General features: G+C 64.2%; 19 protein-coding genes. 11 read left to right on the top strand and 8 right to left on the bottom strand.

The window, feature by feature from the left end; genetic code table 11:
- Positions 1–86 precede the first annotated feature (86 nt).
- On the bottom strand, positions 87–677 hold the full coding sequence (locus LBW87_RS15155; protein WP_225202329.1) for a hypothetical protein: 591 nt from the start codon (positions 675–677) through the stop codon (positions 87–89).
- Between the two features lie 37 nt (positions 678–714).
- Between LBW87_RS15155 and LBW87_RS15150 the strand changes: the two genes are divergently transcribed.
- The gene (locus tag LBW87_RS15150; RefSeq protein ID WP_225202539.1) at positions 715–1,494 is read left to right on the top strand and encodes an ABC transporter substrate-binding protein; all 780 of its coding nucleotides are present in this window, start codon (positions 715–717) and stop codon (positions 1,492–1,494) included.
- A 31-nt stretch (positions 1,495–1,525) separates the two neighbouring features.
- Here LBW87_RS15150 and LBW87_RS15145 read toward each other — a convergent pair whose 3' ends face one another.
- Positions 1,526–1,849 carry a hypothetical protein gene (locus LBW87_RS15145; protein WP_225202328.1) on the bottom strand — a complete coding sequence of 108 codons (324 nt, stop codon included), beginning with the start codon at positions 1,847–1,849 and terminating at the stop codon, positions 1,526–1,528.
- A gap of 101 nt (positions 1,850–1,950) precedes the next feature.
- The gene (gene hppD / locus LBW87_RS15140; RefSeq protein WP_225202327.1) at positions 1,951–3,048 is read right to left on the bottom strand and encodes a 4-hydroxyphenylpyruvate dioxygenase; all 1,098 of its coding nucleotides are present in this window, start codon (positions 3,046–3,048) and stop codon (positions 1,951–1,953) included.
- Positions 3,049–3,191: 143 nt separating this feature from the next.
- Between hppD and LBW87_RS15135 the strand changes: the two genes are divergently transcribed.
- From LBW87_RS15135 to alkB, 4 genes are all read left to right on the top strand, one after another.
- Positions 3,192–3,710, top strand: a complete 519-nt coding sequence (locus LBW87_RS15135) for an Lrp/AsnC family transcriptional regulator (RefSeq protein ID WP_225202326.1) — start codon at positions 3,192–3,194, stop codon at positions 3,708–3,710.
- An 87-nt stretch (positions 3,711–3,797) separates the two neighbouring features.
- Positions 3,798–4,907, top strand: a complete 1,110-nt coding sequence (ada, locus tag LBW87_RS15130) for a bifunctional DNA-binding transcriptional regulator/O6-methylguanine-DNA methyltransferase Ada (RefSeq protein WP_225202325.1) — start codon at positions 3,798–3,800, stop codon at positions 4,905–4,907.
- 37 nt (positions 4,908–4,944) lie between these two features.
- Positions 4,945–5,829 (top strand): alpha/beta hydrolase, encoded by an 885-nt coding sequence (locus LBW87_RS15125; protein ID WP_225202324.1) that lies wholly within the window; start codon positions 4,945–4,947, stop codon positions 5,827–5,829.
- Positions 5,826–6,479: a DNA oxidative demethylase AlkB gene (gene alkB / locus LBW87_RS15120; protein WP_225202323.1), complete on the top strand. Its 654-nt coding sequence runs from the start codon at positions 5,826–5,828 to the stop codon at positions 6,477–6,479. The genes LBW87_RS15125 and alkB overlap by 4 nt, the downstream gene beginning before the upstream one ends.
- Here the strand turns inward: alkB and LBW87_RS15115 are convergent.
- Both LBW87_RS15115 and LBW87_RS15110 read right to left on the bottom strand, forming a co-directional pair.
- Positions 6,476–7,675: a DNA topoisomerase IB gene (locus LBW87_RS15115; RefSeq protein WP_225202322.1), complete on the bottom strand. Its 1,200-nt coding sequence runs from the start codon at positions 7,673–7,675 to the stop codon at positions 6,476–6,478. The genes alkB and LBW87_RS15115 overlap by 4 nt on opposite strands.
- A 178-nt stretch (positions 7,676–7,853) precedes the next feature.
- On the bottom strand, positions 7,854–9,155 hold the full coding sequence (locus tag LBW87_RS15110) for a D-amino acid dehydrogenase (RefSeq protein ID WP_225202321.1): 1,302 nt from the start codon (positions 9,153–9,155) through the stop codon (positions 7,854–7,856).
- A 124-nt stretch (positions 9,156–9,279) separates the two neighbouring features.
- Between LBW87_RS15110 and LBW87_RS15105 the strand changes: the two genes are divergently transcribed.
- The 3 genes from LBW87_RS15105 (at position 9,280) to LBW87_RS15095 (ending at position 12,451) form a co-directional block, all read left to right on the top strand.
- A complete protein-coding gene (locus LBW87_RS15105; protein ID WP_225202320.1) occupies positions 9,280–9,768 on the top strand; it encodes an Lrp/AsnC ligand binding domain-containing protein in 489 nt (162 codons plus the stop codon).
- A gap of 107 nt (positions 9,769–9,875) precedes the next feature.
- On the top strand, positions 9,876–12,200 hold the full coding sequence (locus LBW87_RS15100) for an FdhF/YdeP family oxidoreductase (RefSeq protein WP_225202319.1): 2,325 nt from the start codon (positions 9,876–9,878) through the stop codon (positions 12,198–12,200).
- Between the two features lie 8 nt (positions 12,201–12,208).
- The gene (locus tag LBW87_RS15095; RefSeq protein ID WP_225202318.1) at positions 12,209–12,451 is read left to right on the top strand and encodes a helix-turn-helix domain-containing protein; all 243 of its coding nucleotides are present in this window, start codon (positions 12,209–12,211) and stop codon (positions 12,449–12,451) included.
- 237 nt (positions 12,452–12,688) lie between these two features.
- On the opposite strand, the gene LBW87_RS15090 is transcribed toward LBW87_RS15095, so the two are convergent.
- Entirely contained in the window at positions 12,689–14,134 is a 1,446-nt protein-coding gene (locus LBW87_RS15090; protein ID WP_225202317.1) for a PLP-dependent aminotransferase family protein, read from the bottom strand.
- A gap of 61 nt (positions 14,135–14,195) precedes the next feature.
- On the opposite strand from LBW87_RS15090, the gene LBW87_RS15085 reads away from it, so the two are divergent.
- Positions 14,196–14,864, top strand: a complete 669-nt coding sequence (locus LBW87_RS15085) for a glutathione S-transferase (protein ID WP_225202316.1) — start codon at positions 14,196–14,198, stop codon at positions 14,862–14,864.
- Between the two features lie 3 nt (positions 14,865–14,867).
- Here LBW87_RS15085 and LBW87_RS15080 read toward each other — a convergent pair whose 3' ends face one another.
- Positions 14,868–16,193, bottom strand: coding sequence for an ATP-binding protein (locus LBW87_RS15080; protein WP_225202315.1), 1,326 nt, complete (start codon positions 16,191–16,193; stop codon positions 14,868–14,870).
- Positions 16,190–16,936 carry a response regulator gene (locus tag LBW87_RS15075; RefSeq protein ID WP_225202314.1) on the bottom strand — a complete coding sequence of 249 codons (747 nt, stop codon included), beginning with the start codon at positions 16,934–16,936 and terminating at the stop codon, positions 16,190–16,192. The genes LBW87_RS15080 and LBW87_RS15075 overlap by 4 nt, the downstream gene beginning before the upstream one ends.
- Positions 16,937–17,198: 262 nt before the next feature.
- Between LBW87_RS15075 and LBW87_RS15070 the strand changes: the two genes are divergently transcribed.
- Both LBW87_RS15070 and LBW87_RS15065 read left to right on the top strand, forming a co-directional pair.
- Positions 17,199–19,268: a TonB-dependent receptor domain-containing protein gene (locus LBW87_RS15070; RefSeq protein ID WP_225202313.1), complete on the top strand. Its 2,070-nt coding sequence runs from the start codon at positions 17,199–17,201 to the stop codon at positions 19,266–19,268.
- Positions 19,268–20,221, top strand: coding sequence for an alpha/beta hydrolase (locus LBW87_RS15065; protein ID WP_225202312.1), 954 nt, complete (start codon positions 19,268–19,270; stop codon positions 20,219–20,221). The genes LBW87_RS15070 and LBW87_RS15065 overlap by 1 nt, the downstream gene beginning before the upstream one ends.
- Positions 20,222–20,248 lie beyond the last annotated feature (27 nt).

Genomic DNA, 20,248 nt, shown 5'->3' with positions numbered 1-20,248 from the left:
CACGACAAAAGCCACTGGGTCCCGGCCTGCGCCGGGACGACGGAAGGTGTTTTCAGGTTGACGTTCTCTCTACGATCTCCGTCGTCCTAACGAAGGTCAGGACCCAGCGTCTTGCGCCGGTCTTCAAGCCATAACAAAAGCCACTGGGTCCCGGCCTGCGCCGGGACGACGGAAGGTGTTTTCAGGTCGACGTTCTCCATACTGCCACCGTCGTCCTGACGAAAGTCAGGACCCAGCGTCTTGCCACGGTCGTCGGGCCACGACAAAAGCCACTGGGTCCCGGCCTGCGCCGGGACGACGGAAGGTGTTTTCAGGTTGACGTTCTCTCTACCACCGCCGTCGTCCTGACGAAAGTCAGGACCCAGCGTCTTGCGGCGGTCGTCAAGCCATAACAAAAGCCACTGGGTCCCGGCCTGCGCCGGGACGACGGGAGGTGTTTTCAGGTCGACGTTCTCTACCACCGCCGTTGTCCTGACGAAAGTCAGGACCCAGCCGGCGTTGTTTTCACGACCACATTCTTTCCGACTCCTTGCCCCCGGCCTGCACCGCCTTGATGCACGTCGCACAGCGCTGAAATAAAGGTGCTTTTCCACCGTTAAATCTGCGCCGGTAGCACCCCGGTTCGCGCTATGCTGATATTCAACCGGTAAAGGACGCGAAATGAATTTGAGCTTCATCAAGAAATTTGCGTACTCGTTGACAGGGGCTGTGGTCATGCTGGGCGTGTGCAACACCGCACAGGCAGACCGCCTGGCCGATATCAAGGCGCGTGGCACATTGATCTGCGCCACCTTGACCAGCAGCGAGCCGCTGGGATTTGCCGATCCGCAAAGTCGCGAGATTGTCGGTTTCGACGTGGACATGTGCAGCGCCATTGCCCGGCAACTGGGCGTCAGGATGCAACACCAGGGTGTGAGCGTGCAGGATCGGATTCCCGAATTGATGCAGGGCCGTTTCGACCTGGTGGTGGCTGCCCTGGGCTACACCCGCGAACGCGCGCAGCAGATCGACTTCACCGCCTCGCATTACCAGAACCCGATTCGCCTTATCGTCAATAGCGATGCCGGCTTCGACAAGATCGAAGACCTGGCCGACAAGCACATCAGTGCCAACAAGAATTCGACCCCCGAGGCGGCAGTGCGCCGGGTGTTGCCCAAGGCAACCATCATCACCGCGCCCGATGTGCGTGAAGCGTTTCTGGCATTGGCGCAGGGCAAGGTGCAGGGGCTGGCCTTGTCGCAGCCCTCCGGGATCCGCTTTGCCAATGATTCCGAAGGGAAGTACAAGTTTGTCGATGGCGCGCTGGCCTGGGAGCCAACGGCGATGGGCGTGAAGAAGGGCGAGCCGGCCTTGCTGGCGGCCGTCAACGATGCACTCGACAAGCTGGAAAAGAGTGGCGAAACCGACGCCCTGTGGACCAAATGGTTCGGCCCCAAGACCAAGTACAACATTCGCCGCGAGAAAAAACTGACGCCGATCTCAGCGTTTCGCTAAGACCCCGCCCCGGCTGGGGCAGGGTGAGGATTCAGCCGGCGAAGAACTGGCGGCTGCTGTTGTGGGCTGCGTGCGCGGCCATCGACAGGGCCACGCTCAGGTAGTTTTCGCTGCGCTGGCGGCTGCGGGCATATTGCTGCTCGAGCACGAAGATCTGCTGATAGAGGGTACGAATCTGCTGCTGCAGGATATTGCGCTGCAAACGCACGTCAGGATTGCCCGGGAAGCGGTCCAGCGAGCGACCCTGTTGCTGCAGGATCACGATCCGGCTGCTCAGGTGCGCGATCTGCTCGGACGGATCGGTGTCGACCTGATCGACGTCTGCGACCTCGACTCTTTCTGCGATGACTGCCATGAAAGCTCCTGCCCTGTCAGAGGCAAAGTTGTTGTTGTTCCTACTGACAGGTTACGGCAGGGGGCAGGATTTCTTGAATGATGGCAACCAGGGCCGCTGGCTCAGATCACGCCGCGGCGCATCTGGTCCAGCTCGATCGACTCGAACAGGGCCTTGAAATTGCCCTCGCCGAAGCCGTCGTTGCCCTTGCGCTGGATGATCTCGTAGAACACCGGACCGATCACGTTCTGGGTAAAGATCTGTAGCAGCAGCCCCTGGCCGGCGGTCGGGGCGCCATCGATCAGGATCTTCAGTTCGCGCAGCGCCGCCAGGTCTTCGCCGTGGCCGGGAATGCGCCGCTCGACCAGGTCGTAGTAGGTGGCGATGGTGTCTTGCAAGGGGACTTCACGCGCCAGCAGGTTGCGCACCGTCTGGTAGATGTCAGCCGTGCCCAGCGCGATATGCTGGATGCCCTCGCCGTTGTACTGGCGAATGAATTCCTCGATCTGCGACTTGTCGTCGGCGCTTTCGTTGATCGGGATGCGAATCTTGCCGCAGGGGCTGGTCATGGCGCGTGACTTCAGGCCGGTGAGCTTGCCCTCGATGTCGAAATACTTGATCTCGCGAAAATTGAACAGTCGTTCGTAGAACGACGACCAGACGTCCATCGCGCCGCGCTTGACGTTGTGGGTCAGGTGATCGATATAAGTCAGGCCGACGCCGACCGGATGGCGTTCGACGCCGGGCAGGAACTCGAAGTCGATATCGTAGATCGAGCCGCGCTCGCCGTAGCGGTCCACCAGGTAGAGCAGCGAGCCGCCGATGCCGCGAATGGCCGGGATATTGAGTTCCATCGGCCCCAGCTTGGCCGGTACGCCCTCGGCGCCCATCTCCAGCGCGCGCCGGTACACCTGCGCCGCATCGCGCACCCGGAACGCCATCGCATTGACCGAGGCGCCATGCACCTGGGCGAATGCGGCCGCATTGCTGTCAGGCTCGGCATTGACGATGAAGTTGATCTGGCCCTGGCGGTAGAGCGTGACCTTCTTGGAGCGATGCCGGGCCACTGCCTCGAATCCCATTTTCTCGAGTACGGCGATGATCGGCCCCGGGTCGGGGGCGGCATATTCGACGAACTCGAAGCCGTCGGTGCCCATCGGGTTGTCGAACAGGTCGCGCGCGTCGGCGATATGTTGGTCGAGTTTGTCTGCGTGGCCCATTGCTTGTCTCCAGTGGTTTAGCGGCATGTTGCCAGCTATTGGCTCAGTCTATTGCGCCTGGAGTGAGAAATGTGATTGTTCTATGCATCATTTAGGGGGTAAGATGCACAAAAAAATCATTAATGAAGAATTTGGAGAGAGAGATGAGCATCATCAATGTTGATCGATACGATCTGGCCCTGCTGACCGAGTTGCAGCGCGATGGCCACATCACCAACAGCGCCCTGGGCCAGAAGGTACACCTGTCGACTTCGCAGATCAGTCGCCGCGTGCAGCGCCTGGAAGAGGCGCACGTGATCGAGCGCTATACCGCCGTGCTGGACCCGGCCGTGATCGGGCTCGGGGTGACGTCGTTTACCACGGTGACGCTGGATCGCCAGGGCGAGACCCGGGGCGAACTGTTCGAGAAGTCGGTGGCGGCGATGCCTGAAGTCACCGAATGCTTCTCGATCACGGGCGAGGCCGATTATATCCTGCGCATCGTGGCCTCCGACCTGGCGGCCTTCTCCGAATTCATGATGACCCAGTTGCTGCGTCTGCCGGGGGTGACCAACGTCAAGTCCAACATTACGCTCAAGAAGGTCAAGCAGTCGCACGAGTTGCCGCTGGAACACGTGATGCAACCGGTCAAGTCGCGCCAGCGCATCCGTTTTTCGCAGTAAGGACGGCCGAATTCGAAAGCAAGCGCCGGAGTGCGCAGCGGTCGCCCCGGCGCTAGACTGGTTTCGTCATCCACTTCGGTCATTGTCATGCCAGTCCAACCATCTTCTTCGAGTCTGCCCGCCGAACCCGACCTGTACGCCAGCGACGCAGCACGCTGGCGCGCGGTGCAGGCGCGCGACCCGGCGGCCGACGAGCATTTCTGGTATTCGGTGCGCACCACCGGCGTGTATTGCCGGCCCTCGTGCGCGGCGCGTCCTGCGCTGCGTGAGAACGTCGCCTTCCATTCCAGCCGGCGTGATGCCGAGGCTGCCGGATTTCGTCCCTGCAAGCGCTGCAAGCCCGACCAGCCGCCCTTGGCCCAGCGCCAGGCCCAGGCGGTGGCGGTCGCCTGTCGCCTGATCGACCAGGCCGAGGCCGGGACCACGCCCGACCTGGCGACGCTGGCGGCGGCGGTCGGGCTCAGCCAGCACCATCTGCATCGGCTGTTCAAGGCCCACACGGGGCTGACGCCACGCGCCTATGCCGACGGTCGTCGCGCCGAGCGCATGCGCGGCCACCTGAGCGGCGCGGCCAGCGTGACCGAGGCGATGTACCAGGCCGGGTTTGCCTCCAGCGGGCGTTTCTATGCCAATAGCGACGCCCAGCTTGGCATGCGGCCGGCGTCCTTTCGCCAGGGCGGGCGCGGCGAGCGGATTCGTTTCGCTGTCGCGCAAAGCTGGCTGGGGCCATTGCTGGTGGCGGCCACCGAGCGCGGCATCTGCACCGTGGCCATCGACGACGACCCCGAGGCGCTGGTGCTGCAACTGCAGGACCGCTTTCCCCATGCCGAACTGGTGGGGGCGGATGCTGACTTCGAGGCGCTGGTGGCGCGGGTCGTCGCCAGCGTCAACGATCCACGCAGCGGCGCCGGGTTGCCGCTGGATGTGCGGGGAACGGCCTTCCAGCAGCGTGTCTGGCAGGCGCTGCTGGCGGTGCCTGCGGGGGCGACCGTGACTTATTCGGAACTGGCGCAGCGCATCGGCAGTCCGACCTCGGTGCGCGCAGTGGCCAGCGCTTGCGGCGCCAACGAAATCGCCATCCTGGTGCCATGCCATCGGGTGGTGCGCCTGGATGGCTCGGCGTCGGGATATCGCTGGGGCATTGCGCGCAAGGAGGCCTTGCTGGCACGCGAGCTCGCCGGCGACGGCGTCGACTAATAAATCGATGAATAAATAAACAGGGAGTGGACCCCGCATGAGAGCGCGCAGACCGATTGCAATTGCCGTGACGGCAGCCATGCTGCTGGGTGGGGTGGTGGCCTGTTCACCGCTGGCCACCATCAATGCGCTTTCGCCGCAAGGCGACCTGGTCCGCACCGATAACATCGCCTATGGCGACAATCCGCGCCAGCAGCTTGATATCTATGTGCCGGCGGCCAAATCGGCCACGCCGCGTGCGGTGGTGGTGTTCTTCTACGGCGGCAGCTGGAACGAAGGCAGCCGCAGCGACTACCGCTTCGTCGGCGCGGCGTTGGCCGCGCGCGGTGTCATTGCGGTGCTGCCCGACTACCGGGTCTATCCGGAAGTACGCTATCCCGGCTTTGTGGAGGACAGCGCCCGCGCCGTGGCCTGGACGCTGCAGCACATCGCCGGCTACGGCGGCGACCTGCAGCGGGTGTTCGTCATGGGACACAGCGCTGGCGCCTACAATGCGGCGATGGTGGCGCTCGATGGTCGCTGGTTGCAGGCGTTCGGCGCATCGCCCACGCAGTTGCGCGGCTTCATCGGCCTGGCCGGTCCCTATGACTTCCTGCCGATCGAAAACCCGGATGTCAAACCGGTGTTCTGGTTTCCCGATTCGCCGCCCGATTCGCAGCCGATTCGCCACGTCACCGCCGCCGCACCGCCGGCGTTGCTGATCGCTTCGCATCGCGACAAGCTGGTCGAGGCCGAACGCAATACCGGCGGCCTGGCCACGCTGCTGCGTCAGCAGCAGGTACCGGTGCAGGAGCTGTATTACGACAATACCTCGCACGCGGTACTGGTGGCGACGCTGGCTTATCCGTTGCGCTGGCTGGCGCCCACGCTCGATACGGTCGATGCATTCATCGCATCGACCCCGGCCCGCACGGCACCATGACCGGCGATCTGTTCGGCGACCAGGAGCGAAGTCCGCGCCAGCTCGCCATCGTCGATGGCGCCCAGTTGCTGCAGGCTTTTATCGCGCCGGATCAAGCGCAGTTGCTGATGCACGCAATAGAAAACGTGCTGGCGCAGTCGCCGTTGCGTCAGATGGTCACGCCGGGCGGATTCAAGATGTCGGTGTCCATGAGCAATTGCGGCGAACTGGGCTGGGTGACCGACCGGCGCGGTTATCGATACCAGGCAGAAGACCCCTTGTCGTCGCAGCCCTGGCCGCCCATGCCGCCCTTGTTCGCGACGCTCGCCGCCCGCGCCGCGCAGGCCGCCGGCTTCGACGACTTTGCGCCCGATGCCTGCCTGATCAATCGCTATGCGCCGGGTGCGCGCATGTCGCTGCACCAGGACCGGGACGAGCAGGACATGCGACAGCCGATCGTGTCGGTCTCGCTGGGACTGCCAGCGACGTTCCTGTTCGGCGGCAGCGAGCGGCGCGATCGTCCACAACGGTTGCGGCTTGAAAGTGGTGACGTGGTGGTGTGGGGCGGTCCGGCGCGCCTGCTGTTTCATGGCATCGAGCCGTTGCCGGCAGGCGTGCATGCGCTCACCGGCGCTTGCCGCTACAACCTCACCATGCGCCGCGCACGCTAGGCGCGGGCGGCTGGCCGTTGGGTGGCCGGCGGCGACGCTGCCGGTTTGCGGTGTGGCGACGCCGAAGGTTTGCGTCTGGTGCTAGTACGCTTGCGCCCGGAATCCTCATCGGCCTCGCGCAGCCGTTGCTGCAACAGCGCCAGCACCGCTGCCTCTTCGGGGGTGAGGTCGTGCAGGTCCTGCACCAGCTGCTTCTGCACCCGCTGTTCCAGCAATTCGGCGAAGCTGCCTTCGAGATAGCTGTCGACTACGGCCGGATGGATGTAGCACTTGCGGCAGATCGACGGCGTGTTGCCGAGCCGCTTGGCCACGTTCTCGATGGCCCGCACCACGTTCTTCTTGGCCTGCGCCTCGGAGTCGAAGCGCTCGAAGGCTTGCAGGGCAAGGGTGGCCAGCACGGTGCCGGCCCAGGTCCGGAAATCCTTGGCACTGAAATCCTCGCCGGTCACTTCCCGCAGATAGGCGTTGACGTCGCCCGAATCGATGCTGTGCAGCTCGCCCTCGTCGTCGACATACTGGAACAGTTCCTGCCCCGGCAGCTCTCGCATCTTGCGGATGATGCGCACCACGTACGGGTCGTGCAACTTGATCTCGTGCTGCACGCCGCTCTTGCCGCGAAAGCGAAACAGCACATCACTGCCATCGACCCGCACATGGCGGCGGCGTAACGTGGTCAGGCCGAACGAGTTGTTGGTGCGCGCATATTCATCGTTGCCCACGCGCATGAAGGTGACTTGCAGCAGGTGCACGATCGAGGCAATTACCTTCTCGCGCTTGAGGCCTGGCTTGTGCATGTCTTCGTGCACCGCGCGCCGCACCGCCGGCAGCGCTTGCGCAAAGGCCAGCATGCGTTCGTACTTGGCGTCGTCGCGCACCAGGCGCCAATGGGGGTGGTAACGATACTGCTTGCGCTGGCGCGCATCGCGGCCGGTGGCCAGAATGTGACCGTTGGCGCAAGGACTGATCCACACATCCTCCCAGGCCGGGGGAATCGCCAGCGACTGCAAGCGGGCGATTTCTTCCTTGTCGGTGATCAAGCCATGTTTGGGATGATGAAAGGCAAAGCCCTTGCCGTGACGCGAGCGGGTGATGCCGGGCATCTCATCGTTCATGTAGCGCAGGCCGTTCTGGCGTGCGATGGCGGCAGCTTCATCATGCTGTTCTGCCGAAGTGGCTTCGCGTCGGATCGTGCTCATGCCTGCCTCCCGGTTGTTGGTCTGACAACGGTCGGTGCGGCTGCGTTTGTGCGCTACGCCACGTAACCGATCTTCACGCCGATTATTGATAAAAGCGCAGGCGAGGGCAGTCAGTCAGGCAGTGTAAGCGTTGTGGGACTTATCCGACAGGGCAGCAGATGGCGCTTGGCGCGGGCGGTCAGGCGCTTGCCAGGCGCGGCACCGCTCCAGCCTGGGCGCGGCCGGCGTAACGCTGCAGCGCCAGGTCGTCATGCGCAATGGCCGGGCGGCGGCCCGAGATCAGGTCGGCCAGTAGTTGGCCCGAGCCGCACGACATGGTCCAGCCCAGCGTGCCGTGTCCCGTGTTGAGGAACAGGTTGGGGATGGCGGTGGCGCCCACGATCGGGGTGCCGTCCGGCGTCATCGGCCGCAGGCCGGTCCAGAAACTGGCTTGCGCCGTGTCGCCGGCGCCCGGGAACAGGTCGTTGACCACCATTTCCAGCGTGGCGCGACGCTTGGCCTTGAGCGTGGTGTCGTAACCGACGATCTCGGCCATGCCGCCCACGCGAATGCGGTCGTCGAAGCGTGTCACGGCGATCTTGTAGGTTTCATCCAGGATGGTCGACACCGGCGCGGCGCTGGCGTCGGCCACCGGCACCGTGATCGAATAACCCTTCAACGGGTAGACCGGAATCTCGGGCACGCCCGCAACATGTTGCAGCAACTGCGGCGAATACGAACCCAGCGCCACCACATAGGCATCGGCCTGCACCAGCTCGCCGCCGCAGACCACACCGGCGATCTTGCCGCCGGCCATCGCCAGCGAATCGATGGCGACTCCATAGCGAAATTGCACCCCGGCCTGTTCGGCCATCTGTGCCAGGCGGGTGGTGAATAGCTGGCAGTCGCCGGTTTCGTCGTTGGGCAGGCGCAAGCCACCGGCCAGCCTGTCGCGCACCCGCTCCAGCGCCGGTTCGGCGCGGCCGAGTTGTTCGGCTGTCAATAATTCGTAGGGGACGCCGGCATCGGTCAGGACGGCGATGTCGCGCGCCGCGCCTTCCAGCTGCTGCTGGGTACGGAACAATTGCAGCGTTCCCTGCTGGCGGCCTTCGTAGGCGATGCCGGTGGCACCGCGCAGTTCGCGCAGGCAGTCGCGGCTGTATTCGGCCAGGCGCACCATGCGCTCCTTGTTGACGGCATAGCGCCCGGCGCTGCAGTTGCCCAGCATCTGCCACATCCAGCGCAACTGGCGCAGCGTGCCGTCAGGGCGGATCGCCAGCGGAGCGTGCTCCTGGAACATCCATTTCAAGGCCTTCAGCGGAATGCCCGGGGCGGCCCAGGGCGAGGCATAACCGGGCGAGATCTGGCCGGCATTGCCGAAGGAGGTTTCCAGCGCCGGGCCGTCCTGCCGATCCAGCACAGTGACCTCGTGGCCGGCCTGCGCCAGATACCAGGCGCTGGTGACGCCGATGACGCCGCTTCCAAGAATGACGACCCGCATTGGAACCCCTTAAATTAATTTAGATTATTCAGCTATGATATTGGTGCTTTGAAAGTTGATGTTTCTGTATTTAAAGACTAATTTAGTTATTAACATCGAATAACGACTTATAAAAAGTAGAAAAATGAGAACTCAGCAGCAATCCGTGCGCACCCTCGACAAGCTCGACCATCGCATCCTGGCGGCATTGCAGAAGGATGGCCGCATGTCGATGAAAGACCTGGGCGAACTGGTGGGCCTGTCGGTCACGCCCTGCATCGAGCGGGTGCGTCGCATGGAGCGCGATGGCGTCATCAGCGGTTATTACGCGCGGGTCAATCCGGAAGCGGTGGGGGCGACGCTGCTGGTGTTCGTGGAGATCACGCTCAATCACAAGTCGGGTAACATGTTCGAGCAGTTCCGACGCGAGGTGCTGCGCATTCCCGAGGTGCAGGAATGTCATCTGGTGTCGGGCGACTTCGATTACCTGATCAAGGCGCGCATTCACGGCATGGCCGAATATCGCAAGTTGCTGGGCGACATCCTGCTGCAACTGCCCGGCGCGGCGCAATCCAAGAGTTATGTGGTGATGGAAGAAATCAAGGAGACCCTGGCCTTGTCGCTGGAGCCCTGAGCCGGCTGGTCACTGTACTCTCTTTCTGCCCGGGCCACTGTGCATGCAAGCCATCAGGGGCCGGCCCTAGACTGTTCGAATCTGGAACCAATCCGTTCTCATCCGCTATGTCCAAACCAAGAATCGAACAGTACAACCAACCCGCCGGTGGTTGGGGCGCCCTCAAGTATGTGGCCCTGAACCTGGTCAAGGAACACGTCGCCGATGGCCGTGGCCTGCGCACCCTGCTGTCGCAGAACCAGCCGGACGGCTTCGATTGCCCCGGTTGCGCCTGGCCCGACCGCGAGCATACGTCGACCTTCGAATTCTGCGAGAACGGCGTCAAGGCGGTGGCCGCCGAGGCCACCAAGAAGCGCGTGACCAACGACTTCTTTGCGCAGCATACGGTGGCCGAGCTGATGCAGCAGTCCGACTACGAACTCGAAGAGCATGGCCGCCTGACCCAGCCGATGGTGTACGACGCGGCGAGCGACAAGTACCTGCCGATTGCCTGGCAAGACGCGTTCGATCTGATGGCCCGCCATTTGAACGCCTTGCCCGACCCCGACATGGCCGACTTCTACGTGTCCGGCCGCGCCAGCAACGAAGCGGCCTTCCTGTTCCAGCTGTTCGTGCGCCAGTACGGCACCAACAACTTCCCCGACTGTTCCAACATGTGCCACGAGCCGACCAGCGTCGGCTTGCCGGGCACGGTGGGCATCGGCAAGGGCACGGTGCTGCTGGACGACTTCGATCTGTGCGACACCTTGCTGCTGTTCGGCCAGAACCCGGCCACCAACCATCCGCGCATGATGGGCGAGTTGCGTCACGCCTCCAAGCGCGGCGCCACCATCGTTGCGATCAATCCGCTCAAGGAACGCGGGCTGGAGCGCTTTGCCGATCCGCAGAGCAAGGTAGAGATGCTGACCATGGGCAGCACCCGGATCAGTTCGATGTTCATCCATCCCAAGCTGGGTGGCGACCTGGCCCTGATCAAGGGCGTCATCAAGCGCACCATCGAACTTGACGATGCCGCCGTGGCCGCTGGCGCCGAGCGGGTGCTGGACGTGCAATTCATCGCCGAGCACACCGCCGGCTTCGACGACTTCGCCGCCGATGTGCGGGCCGAGAACTGGGACGACATCATCGGCGAGTCCGGCGTCTCGCGCGACGATATCGAAAAGCTGACCCAGGTCTACGTGAACGGAAAAGCCGTGATCGCCACCTGGGGCATGGGCCTGACTCAGCACAAGCACGCCGTGGGCGCGATCCAGTTGTTGTCCAACATGATGATGCTGCGCGGCAATATCGGTCGTCCCGGCGCAGGCCTGTGCCCGGTGCGCGGCCACTCCAACGTGCAGGGCGATCGCACGGTGGGCATCGACGAAAAGCCGACCAAGGCCTTCCTCGACCGGCTTGAGCAGGTGTTCGAATTCAAGGCGCCGCGCCACCACGGCAATGACACCGTCGGTTCGGTCATGGCCATGCTGGAAGGGCGCACCAAGGTGTTCATCGGCCTGGGCGGCAACTTCGCCATGGCCACGCCCGACACCTATCGCACCTTCGAGGCGATGCGCTCGTGCAACCTGACCGTGCATATCACCACCAAGCTCAATCGCAGCCACCTGGTGCATGGCAAGGATGCGTTGATCCTGCCGACCATGGGGCGCACCGAGATCGACGTGCAGAAGTCCGGTCCGCAGGGCGTGACGGTGGAAGACTCGATGAGCATGGTGCACGTTTCATACGGCATCAACAAGCCGGCGTCGGATCAGCTGATGTCGGAAACCGCCATCGTGGCGCACCTGGCCGAAGCCACCATGAAGTCGCGCAACAACGGCAAGAAGATCGACTGGCTGTGGTATGCCGAAGATTATTCGCGCATTCGCGACGCCATCGAAAAAGTGTACGACGCCTTCAAGGGCTACAACCAGCGCATCACCAACAAGGGCGGCTTCCACCTGGGCGTGGCTTCGCGTGACCGGGTCTGGAAGACTGCCAGCGGCCGCGCCAACTTCATCGTCCATGCGATCCCCAAGGACACGCCGATCCACCGTGCCCGCAAGATCCACGGCGACAAGCTGATGACCTTGATGACCACGCGTTCGCACGACCAGTACAACACCACCATCTATGGCATGGACGACCGTTATCGTGGCGTGTTCGGCCAGCGCCGTGTGGTCTTCATCAACCGCGCCGACCTTGACCTGCTGGGCTTGAAGGATGGCGAGTGGGTCGACCTGGTCAGCGTCTGGGACGATGGCATCGAGCGTCGCGCCGACGGTTTCCTGCTGGTGGAATACGATATTCCGCGCGGCTGTATCGGCAGCTACTATCCCGAGACCAATCCCCTGGTGCCGCTGGAAAGTTTTGCCGACGGCGCCCGTACGCCAACGTCCAAATCGATCCCGGTGCTGCTGTCGCGTTCGGCGCAGCAACAGGCGGCGGCCTGAGTCCGGCCATGGCGGACGACGCCGATGCCGGCCTGCCGCCGGAACTGGTGCAGATTCTCGATGCGCTGCAAGCCGATGCCGAACGCAGCGGCGGCGCGCCGCTGTCGCTGGCGCGGCTGTCCAAGCGCACGCAATTGCGCATGAGCACCTTGTTGCGCTTTTTGACGGCGCTGGAAGAGGCGGGGGTGGTTGCGGTGGTGTCTAACGAGGACGGCACCGGTAGCGTGCAGTTGTTGCTGCCGGCGTCGTAACTGTTGTCTCTGGCGCAACGAAAGACGCTGGGCCCTGACTTTCGTCAGGGTGACGGCGGTGTGGGATAAGGCAGAGCTTGAGTTACAAGTACCCCCCGTCGTGCTGGCGAAGGCCGGTACCCAGCGACTTTAGCGGTGTCTAACGCATCTCGGCTATCGGAGTCAGTGCGTGCTCGCTGGTCTGAATGGGGAAGACCGGACCGCCTCGCCTGCGGCATCGGGCCTGGTACATCAGGCTCAATCCACTGCCAGTTCTTCCACCAGCTTGCCCACCAGCCTGAGCGCCTGCTCGATCTCGCGCGACCACGGATAGCTGTAGTTGAGGCGGATGAAATGGCTGTAGCGATTGGTCGCCGCAAAGATGCGACCGGGCGCCACCGTGATCCCCAGCGCCAGGCTGCGCCGATATAACTCCATCGCATCCACGGCCGGCGGCAACTCTACCCACAACACATACCCGCCTTCCGGCTCGGACACCTTGGTGCCGGCCGGGAAGAAGCGCAGCACGAAGTGTCGCATCAGGTCGCGCTGCTGCGCGAAGGCGCGTCGCACGCGTCGCAGATGACGCTCGAACCCGCCTTGCGTGAGGTATTCGGCGATGGCCCGTTGCGGCGCCGTGGGCGTGGCCAGCGTATTGAGAAACTTAAGTTTTTCGACCTGTTCCCGGTAGCGCCCGGGCATCGCCCAGCCGATCCTGTAGGCCGATGTCAGGCTCTTGGAGAACGAGGAGCAATGCAGCACCAGCCCTTCGCGGTCATAACTCTTGAGCGACGAGGGATGGGCGTTGCCGTAATAGAGTTCGCCGTAGACGGCGTTTTCGATCAGCGGCATCTGATGCTGCTCGGCCAGTCGCACCAGCGCTTCTTTGGCCTCGTCGGGCATCTGGAAGCCGAGCGGATTCTGGAAGTTGGGCATCACCATGCAGGCCGCCACCGGCTGGGTTTGCATGATCTCGGCCAGCGCCGTCACATCGATACCCCGGTGCGGGTCGGTAGGAATTTCCAACGCCCGCATGCCCAGCCGCTCGATGGCGTGCAGCATGGCGTAGAAGGTCGGGGTCTCGACCGCCACGGTGTCGCCCGGCCGCGCCACCGCCTGCAGGCACAGGTTGATGGCCTCGGTCGCGCCCACGGTCACCACGATCTCGTCGGGATCGACCTTGAGGCCATTCTCGAGATAACGCCGGGCGATCTGGCGCAGCAGGTCGGGGTGGCCGGGGGGCAGGTCGTCGAACACGCTCGAATGGCTGGCCGCGCGCGTGATGCGTCCGGCATATTGCGCCACCCGCTGCGACGGAAACAGGGCCGGGTTGGGGTAGGGCGAACCGAGTGGCACGGTGCCGTCCTGCTGGATGGTCTTGAGCGTGGCCAGCACCAGGCGGCTGACGTCGACCTCGGTCGATTGCTGCCAGGCCGGGTTGTCCTGATGGCTGTTGCGGGCGCGCACCTCGGTCACCGGGCGCGGCGCCGGCTGGCGCACGAAGTAACCCGATTGCGGATGACTCTCGATGATGCCGCGACTCTCCAGCAGTTCGTAGGCGCGCACCACGGTGGTGACGCTGACCTTGTTCTGCTGGGCGGCGCTGCGTACCGAGGCGATGCGTTCGCCGGGCTGCAGCACGCCGTCGCGGATCGAGATCGCCAACTGATCGGCGAATTGCTTGTAGAGGGGCGTGACTGCCATGGCCGGATGGGATGGGGTTCGGTGTTAGAGTTGTTCCCCCGCATTCTACAAGGCGTCGACCATGATCACCGTGCATCACCTGAACAATTCGCGCTCGCAACGCGTGCTGTGGCTGCTGGAGGAGCTTGGCCTGGAGTACGAGATCAAGTTCTACCAGCGCAATCCCAAGACCATGCTGGCGCCGCCCGAGCTGCTGGCGGTGCACCCGCTGGGCAAGTCGCCGGTCATCACCGATGGCGACGTCACGGTGGCCGAATCCGGCGCCATCGTCGAATACCTGCTGGAACGCTACGATGACGGCCGCCTGCTGCCGCCGGCGGGCACGCCGGAGCGGCTGCGCTATCGCTACTGGTTGCATTACGCCGAAGGCTCGGCCATGCCATTGCTTTTGTTGCAACTTATCTTCAGCCGTCTGCCCAAGGCAGTGCCGGCGCTGATCCGGCCCATCGCGCGCATGATCGCCGATGGCTTCAAGGGCCGCATGATTACGCCGCAACTGGGGCGCCATCTGCAATACATGGAAAATGAACTGGCTCAGGGCGGCTGGTTTGCCGGGGCGGCCTTCAGCGCCGCCGATATCCAGATGAGTTTCCCGGTCGAGGGCCTGCGCTCGCGTGGCGGGCTCGACCAGCGCTATCCGCGCCTGATGCATTACCTCGATACGATCCACGCCCGCCCGGCCTATCAACGGGCGCTCGAACGCGGCGGCCCGTACGAACTGTTGCGGTGAGGCTCAGGTCGGCAGGCTGATGACCGCCCGCAGCCCGGGTTGGTCGAGGCTACGGTTTTCCAGCTCCAGCCGGCCGCCGTGCGCTTCGATGCAGGAGCGCGCAATCGACAGGCCGAGTCCGACATTGCTGGCATCCTGGCGGTTGCGGCTGCGCGCCGGGTCCAGCCGTACGAAGGGCTTGAAGACGTCCTGCAGGCGGTCGGCTGGAATGCCCGGGCCGTCATCGTCCACGTGGATCTCGAGCATGCCGGCAGGCCCGTTGGTCAGCGCCAGTCGCGCACGCCGCCCGTAGTGCACGGCATTGTCGACCAGGTTGCTCAGGGCCCGCTTGAGATTGACCGGACGGCAGCGGTAGGGCAGCGCGCTCGCCGCCAGGTCGTGCACCTGCACGTCGCGTCCCTGGGCGCGCTGTTCGTCGGCGACATCGCGCAACAGCGCCTGCAGGTCGATTTCGCGGGTATCTTCGTTGCGCGCATCGTCGCGCGCAAAGCGCAGGGTTTCCTCGACCATCACGCGCATTTCGTCGAGGGTGCGAATCATCGCCGCCTTCAGGGGCGCATCGTCAACCAGTTCCGCTCGCAGCCGCAATGAAGTGATCGGTGTGCGCAGGTCGTGACTGATGGCACCCAGCATGCGGGTGCGATCATCCACGAAGCGGGTGATGCGCTGCTGCATCAGGTTGAAGGCCTGGGTCACCTCGCGCGCTTCGGACGGCCCCGTGACCGGCAGCGGCTCGACCTGTTCGCCGCGGCTGACGCGTTCGGCGGCATGCGCCAGCGCCTTGATCGGGCGCAGGATGCGGCGCACGAACAGGAACACGATCACCAGCACCGGCAAGGTGCTGACCGGCACCGAAAAACGCAGCGGACGACGCCAGGCCTGCGACATCACAGGATGCTGCAGGGTATTGACCCACAGTGCGCCGGGCGTGCGCAGCGAGATGCGCAGGTCGCCGCGTCGGCTGTCCAGCCGCACCAGGCTGACGCGCACGGCATCGGCTGGCAGCCTGAGCGAATTCACCAGTTGCGTCCGAATCAGGTCCTGGTCCAGGCCCTCTTCATTCCCGGGCGAGACGTCGCTGGCGGTGGCCAGGGCATAGGTGGCGTTGTCATCGCGGGCCGCCGCCAGCGCCTGACGCGCCTGCGCCTCGGGTAGTGTTCCCAGGCGCCAGGCGACGGCCGCATGTTCGGTCATCTGTTCGCGCGAGATCGAATGGATGGCTTCGCCATTGGTCACGACCAATAACAATCCCACCGCATGGGCCGCCACCAGCCCGATCAGCAGCAGGCCGACCAGTTGGGCGGCCATGGTGCGCGGCCACAGTGTCACGATGCCGCCGCTTCGCTGCTGACCTGCGCCGCCAGCAGATAGCCGTTGCCCCATACCGTCTTGAGCAGGCTGGGTCGGCGCGGATCGGGTTCGAGCTTCTTGCGCAGGCGGCTGACCTGGCTGTCGATGCTGCGGTCGAACACTTGCGCATCGGCGCCGGCGGTGAGATCCATCAGCTTGTCTCGCGAGAGCACGGTATTGGGATGTTCCACCAGCACCCGCAGCAGCCGGTATTCGACGCTCGACAAGGTGACCGCCACGCCATCGCGATCGAGCAGCTCGCGACGTTCGACGTCGAGCGTCCACTCGTCGAACACATAGCGATGGATGGCCTGGCTGGCGGTGTCTGGCATGACTGCCGCCGGCAGCGCACGGCTCAAGCGGCGCAGCACGGTCTTGATGCGCGCCAGCAATTCCTGCGGGTCGAACGGCTTGACCACGTAGTCATCGGCGCCATTGTCCAGACCCGAGACCTTGCTGGCCAGCGACGACATGGCGGTCAGCAGGATCACCGGTGTGCCATAGGCCTGGCCGATGTGGCGGCACAGCGACAAGCCATCTTCACCCGGCATCATCACGTCCAGCACCACCAGGTCGAACGCCTGCTGCGCCAGCTGACGGCGCGCCTGGGCGGCATTGAACGCCATGCTGACCTGCATGTCCTGGCGCCGCAGGTAGGCGGCCAATGGTTCACAGATGTCGAGGTGGTCGTCGACCACGAGGATGTGACGTTGCGCTTGCATGGGGTTCCTGCTGGTGTTGGCTGCTTGTTGGCCGCTCGTGGCCGGGAGCGACAAAGTGTGGCGGGGACCGGGAGGGTTGCCACACTTTGACATACTTTTGATAATTTTAAATGAATATAATTCTCATTTGCAAATTAAGTCATTTCTTCCTGACGACTCTCCAGCCCAGAACCGGTGCGACTTTGCAGGCGAACGCTCGCCGGCTTCGTTACGCCCGTACTGGTGACATGCGAGGGCGCGGGTCATCATCTTGGGGAACCTCATGCATCACTCCGATCGATTCATTCCAACCCGCGTTGCCGCCGCCGTCGCCACCGCGCTGACCTTGCTGGCCGTTGGCGCGCAGGCGCAAACCGGCGCGCAGGGCCTCAAGGAAGTGGTGGTCACGGCCACCGGCTTCGAGCAGGCCGTGGTCGATGCGCCGGCCAGCATTTCGGTGATCACGCCCGAACAACTGAAGAAGAAGCAGTTCCGCGATCTCACCGATGCCCTGTCGGATATGGAGGGCGTCACCGTCACCGGCACCTCGTCGGAGAAAGACATTTTCATCCGTGGCATGCCCGGTGCCTATACGTTGATCCTGGTCGACGGCAAGCGCCAGAGCACGCGCGATGCGCGCACCAACGGCAATGCCGGTTTCGAGCAATCGTATATTCCGCCGCTGTCGGCCATCGAACGTATCGAGGTGGTGCGTGGTCCGATGTCGTCGCTGTACGGCTCCGACGCCATGGGCGGCGTGATCAACATCATCACCAAGAAGGTGGCCAGCAAGTGGGGCGGCGCGATTACCGTCGACACCATCATGCAGCAGCACAATGACTCCGGCGATTCTTACCAGGGCCAGTTCTATCTCAACGGTCCGATCGCCACCGACCTGCTGGGGCTGCAATTGTGGGGCAAGGTCTACAAGCGCCAGGAAGACCGCATCCTCAACGGCAACACCAAGGCGCTCGATACCGACCTGACGGCACGCCTGTCGATCACGCCCAACAAGAACCACGACATCGTGCTGGAAGCCGGCACTTCCCAGGTGCGTCGTTCGGGTTCGTCGCAACATACGCTGGCCCAGGCCGCGACTACCGCCGACAGCTATACCGAGAATCCGCGCGACCATTTCTCGCTGTCGCATACCGGCCGCTGGGGCTGGGCCACTTCCGAGGTGTCGCTGTCGGTGGAAGAGGCGCAGCGCAAGAGCTTCACCGAAACCCCGGCCCGCAGCGACAACTTCGTGCAGGCCGCGCGGGCGCCGAAGATCGAGAACACGGTGCTCGACGGCAAGCTCTCGATGCCGCTGGGGCAGCACTGGCTGGTGCTGGGCGGGCAGTGGAACCAGGCCAAGCTGACCGACGTCAATCCGGGCGTCAGCTCGACCCTGGTGCGCCAGTTCCAGATCGACCAGAAGGCGCTGTTCGTCGAGGACGAGTGGAAGCTGACCAATACCTGGGCGCTGACCGGCGGCTTGCGCCTGGACAACCACGAGATCTACGGCAACCACTGGAGCCCGCGTCTCTACAGCGTCTGGCACAGCACCGACAACCTGACCATCAAGGGCGGCGTCTCGCGCGGTTTCCGCGCGCCTGAAATCCGCACCATCGCGCCGGGCTATGCCTACACCACCGGCGGCGCCGGTTGTACCGTGGGCCCGACCGGCACCTGCGGCGTCATCATCGGCGACCCCAACCTGAAGCCGGAAACCAGCACCAGCTGGGAACTGGCAGCCTTGTGGGACAACCAGTCCGGCCTGTCCGGCGGTGCCACCTTGTTCTACACCGACTTCAAGGACAAGGTCAGCAATGCCCTGGTCTACAACGCCGATGGTTCGATTGCGCGCTGGTCGGCCAACAACAACTATCGTCTCTGGTACAGCTACAACATCGACCGCGCCACGATCAAGGGCGTGGAATTGACCGCGCGCTGGCAGGCCACCCGCAGCCTGGCGCTGAAGTCGAACTACACCTATACCGATTCGCGCCAGAAGGGCGGCACCTATGACGGCTATGCGCTGGCGCGTACCCCCAAGCACATGTTCAACCTGCGCGCCGACTGGACACCGTCGGATGCCCTGACCTTGTGGAGCGCCATCAACTACCACGGCAAGGAGATCAACGCCGCTGCCCGCGTGGGCACCGCCGGCACCACCATCTCCAGTGCGGGCGCCAAGCAGTACAAGGCCTATGCGCTGGCTGACATCGGCGCCAGCTACGACATCGGCAAGCTCACCAGCCTGTCGGCGGCGATCTACAACATCACCGACAAGCGACTCGATGAACAGGACTTCAACACCGTCGGCGACGGTCGCCGCCTGTGGGTCAGCGTGACCCAGCGCTTCTGATGACGGCGCACTTCAGTTCGCGCCGTCGCCTGCTGGCGGCGGCGTCGCTGGCAGTGCTCGGCGGCTTGGCGCCGGCGCTGGTGCGGGCGCAGCCGGACCTGTCGCGTCCGCTGGGGCCGACCATCGCCGACGCCGGCTCGGCGTTCTATCGCTTCGAGCGCTGGCTGCTGCCATCGGAGGATGGCCAGCGGCGCTACCGGATCACGCTCGGCATCCCGCGCAAGGCGCCACCGGCGGCCGGTCATCCGGCCATCGTCCTGCTCGATGGCAATGCCGCGCTGGCCGCCATCGACGAGCCGCAATTGCAGCTGCTGGATGCCGCCACGCCGCCGCTGATCGTGGCCATCGGATATGACACCGACCTGCGTTTCGATGTGACGGCGCGCGCGTTTGACTACACACCGCCGATTCCTGCCGGCCAGGTCGATGACGAACTGGCGCGCGGTCGGCGCGGCGGCGGTGCCGACGGCATGCTGGCGTTGATCGAGCAGCAGATATTGCCGCGCGTGCGCGACATGGCGCCGGTCGATTCCAGCCGGCTGGCGCTATGGGGGCATTCGTATGGCGGGCTGTTCGTGCTGCATACGCTGTTCTCGCGCAGCCAGCTGTTTGCCGATTACATCGCCGCCAGTCCATCGCTGTGGTGGGGACGTGGCGTCATCCTGCAAGAAGAGCAGCGCTTTCGCGCCCAGCCGCCGGTGACGGGACGGCGACTCTGGCTCATGGCCGGCGACAGCGAACGACGCGAGCGCCCGGCCGCGGCCGGTGCCCGGCAGCCGCCGGCGGGACGTCTCGAGCTGCCGCCGCAGGCATTGCCCGACCTGGCTGCGCGCCTGCGTGGCGTGCCGGGAATGACGGTCGACCTGCGCATCTTCGCGGGCATGTCGCACGGGCCCATGCTGCCGGCATCGTTGCAGCCGGCGCTGCGCATCGCGGCAGGGCTGGCGCCATAGCGGGCCTGTGTATCGTTATGTATCGCC

Source organism: Herbaspirillum sp. alder98 (genome assembly GCF_020179755.1).
GTDB lineage: Bacteria > Pseudomonadota > Gammaproteobacteria > Burkholderiales > Burkholderiaceae_D > Herbaspirillum.
This window is presented reverse-complemented; position numbering and strand designations above follow the sequence as displayed.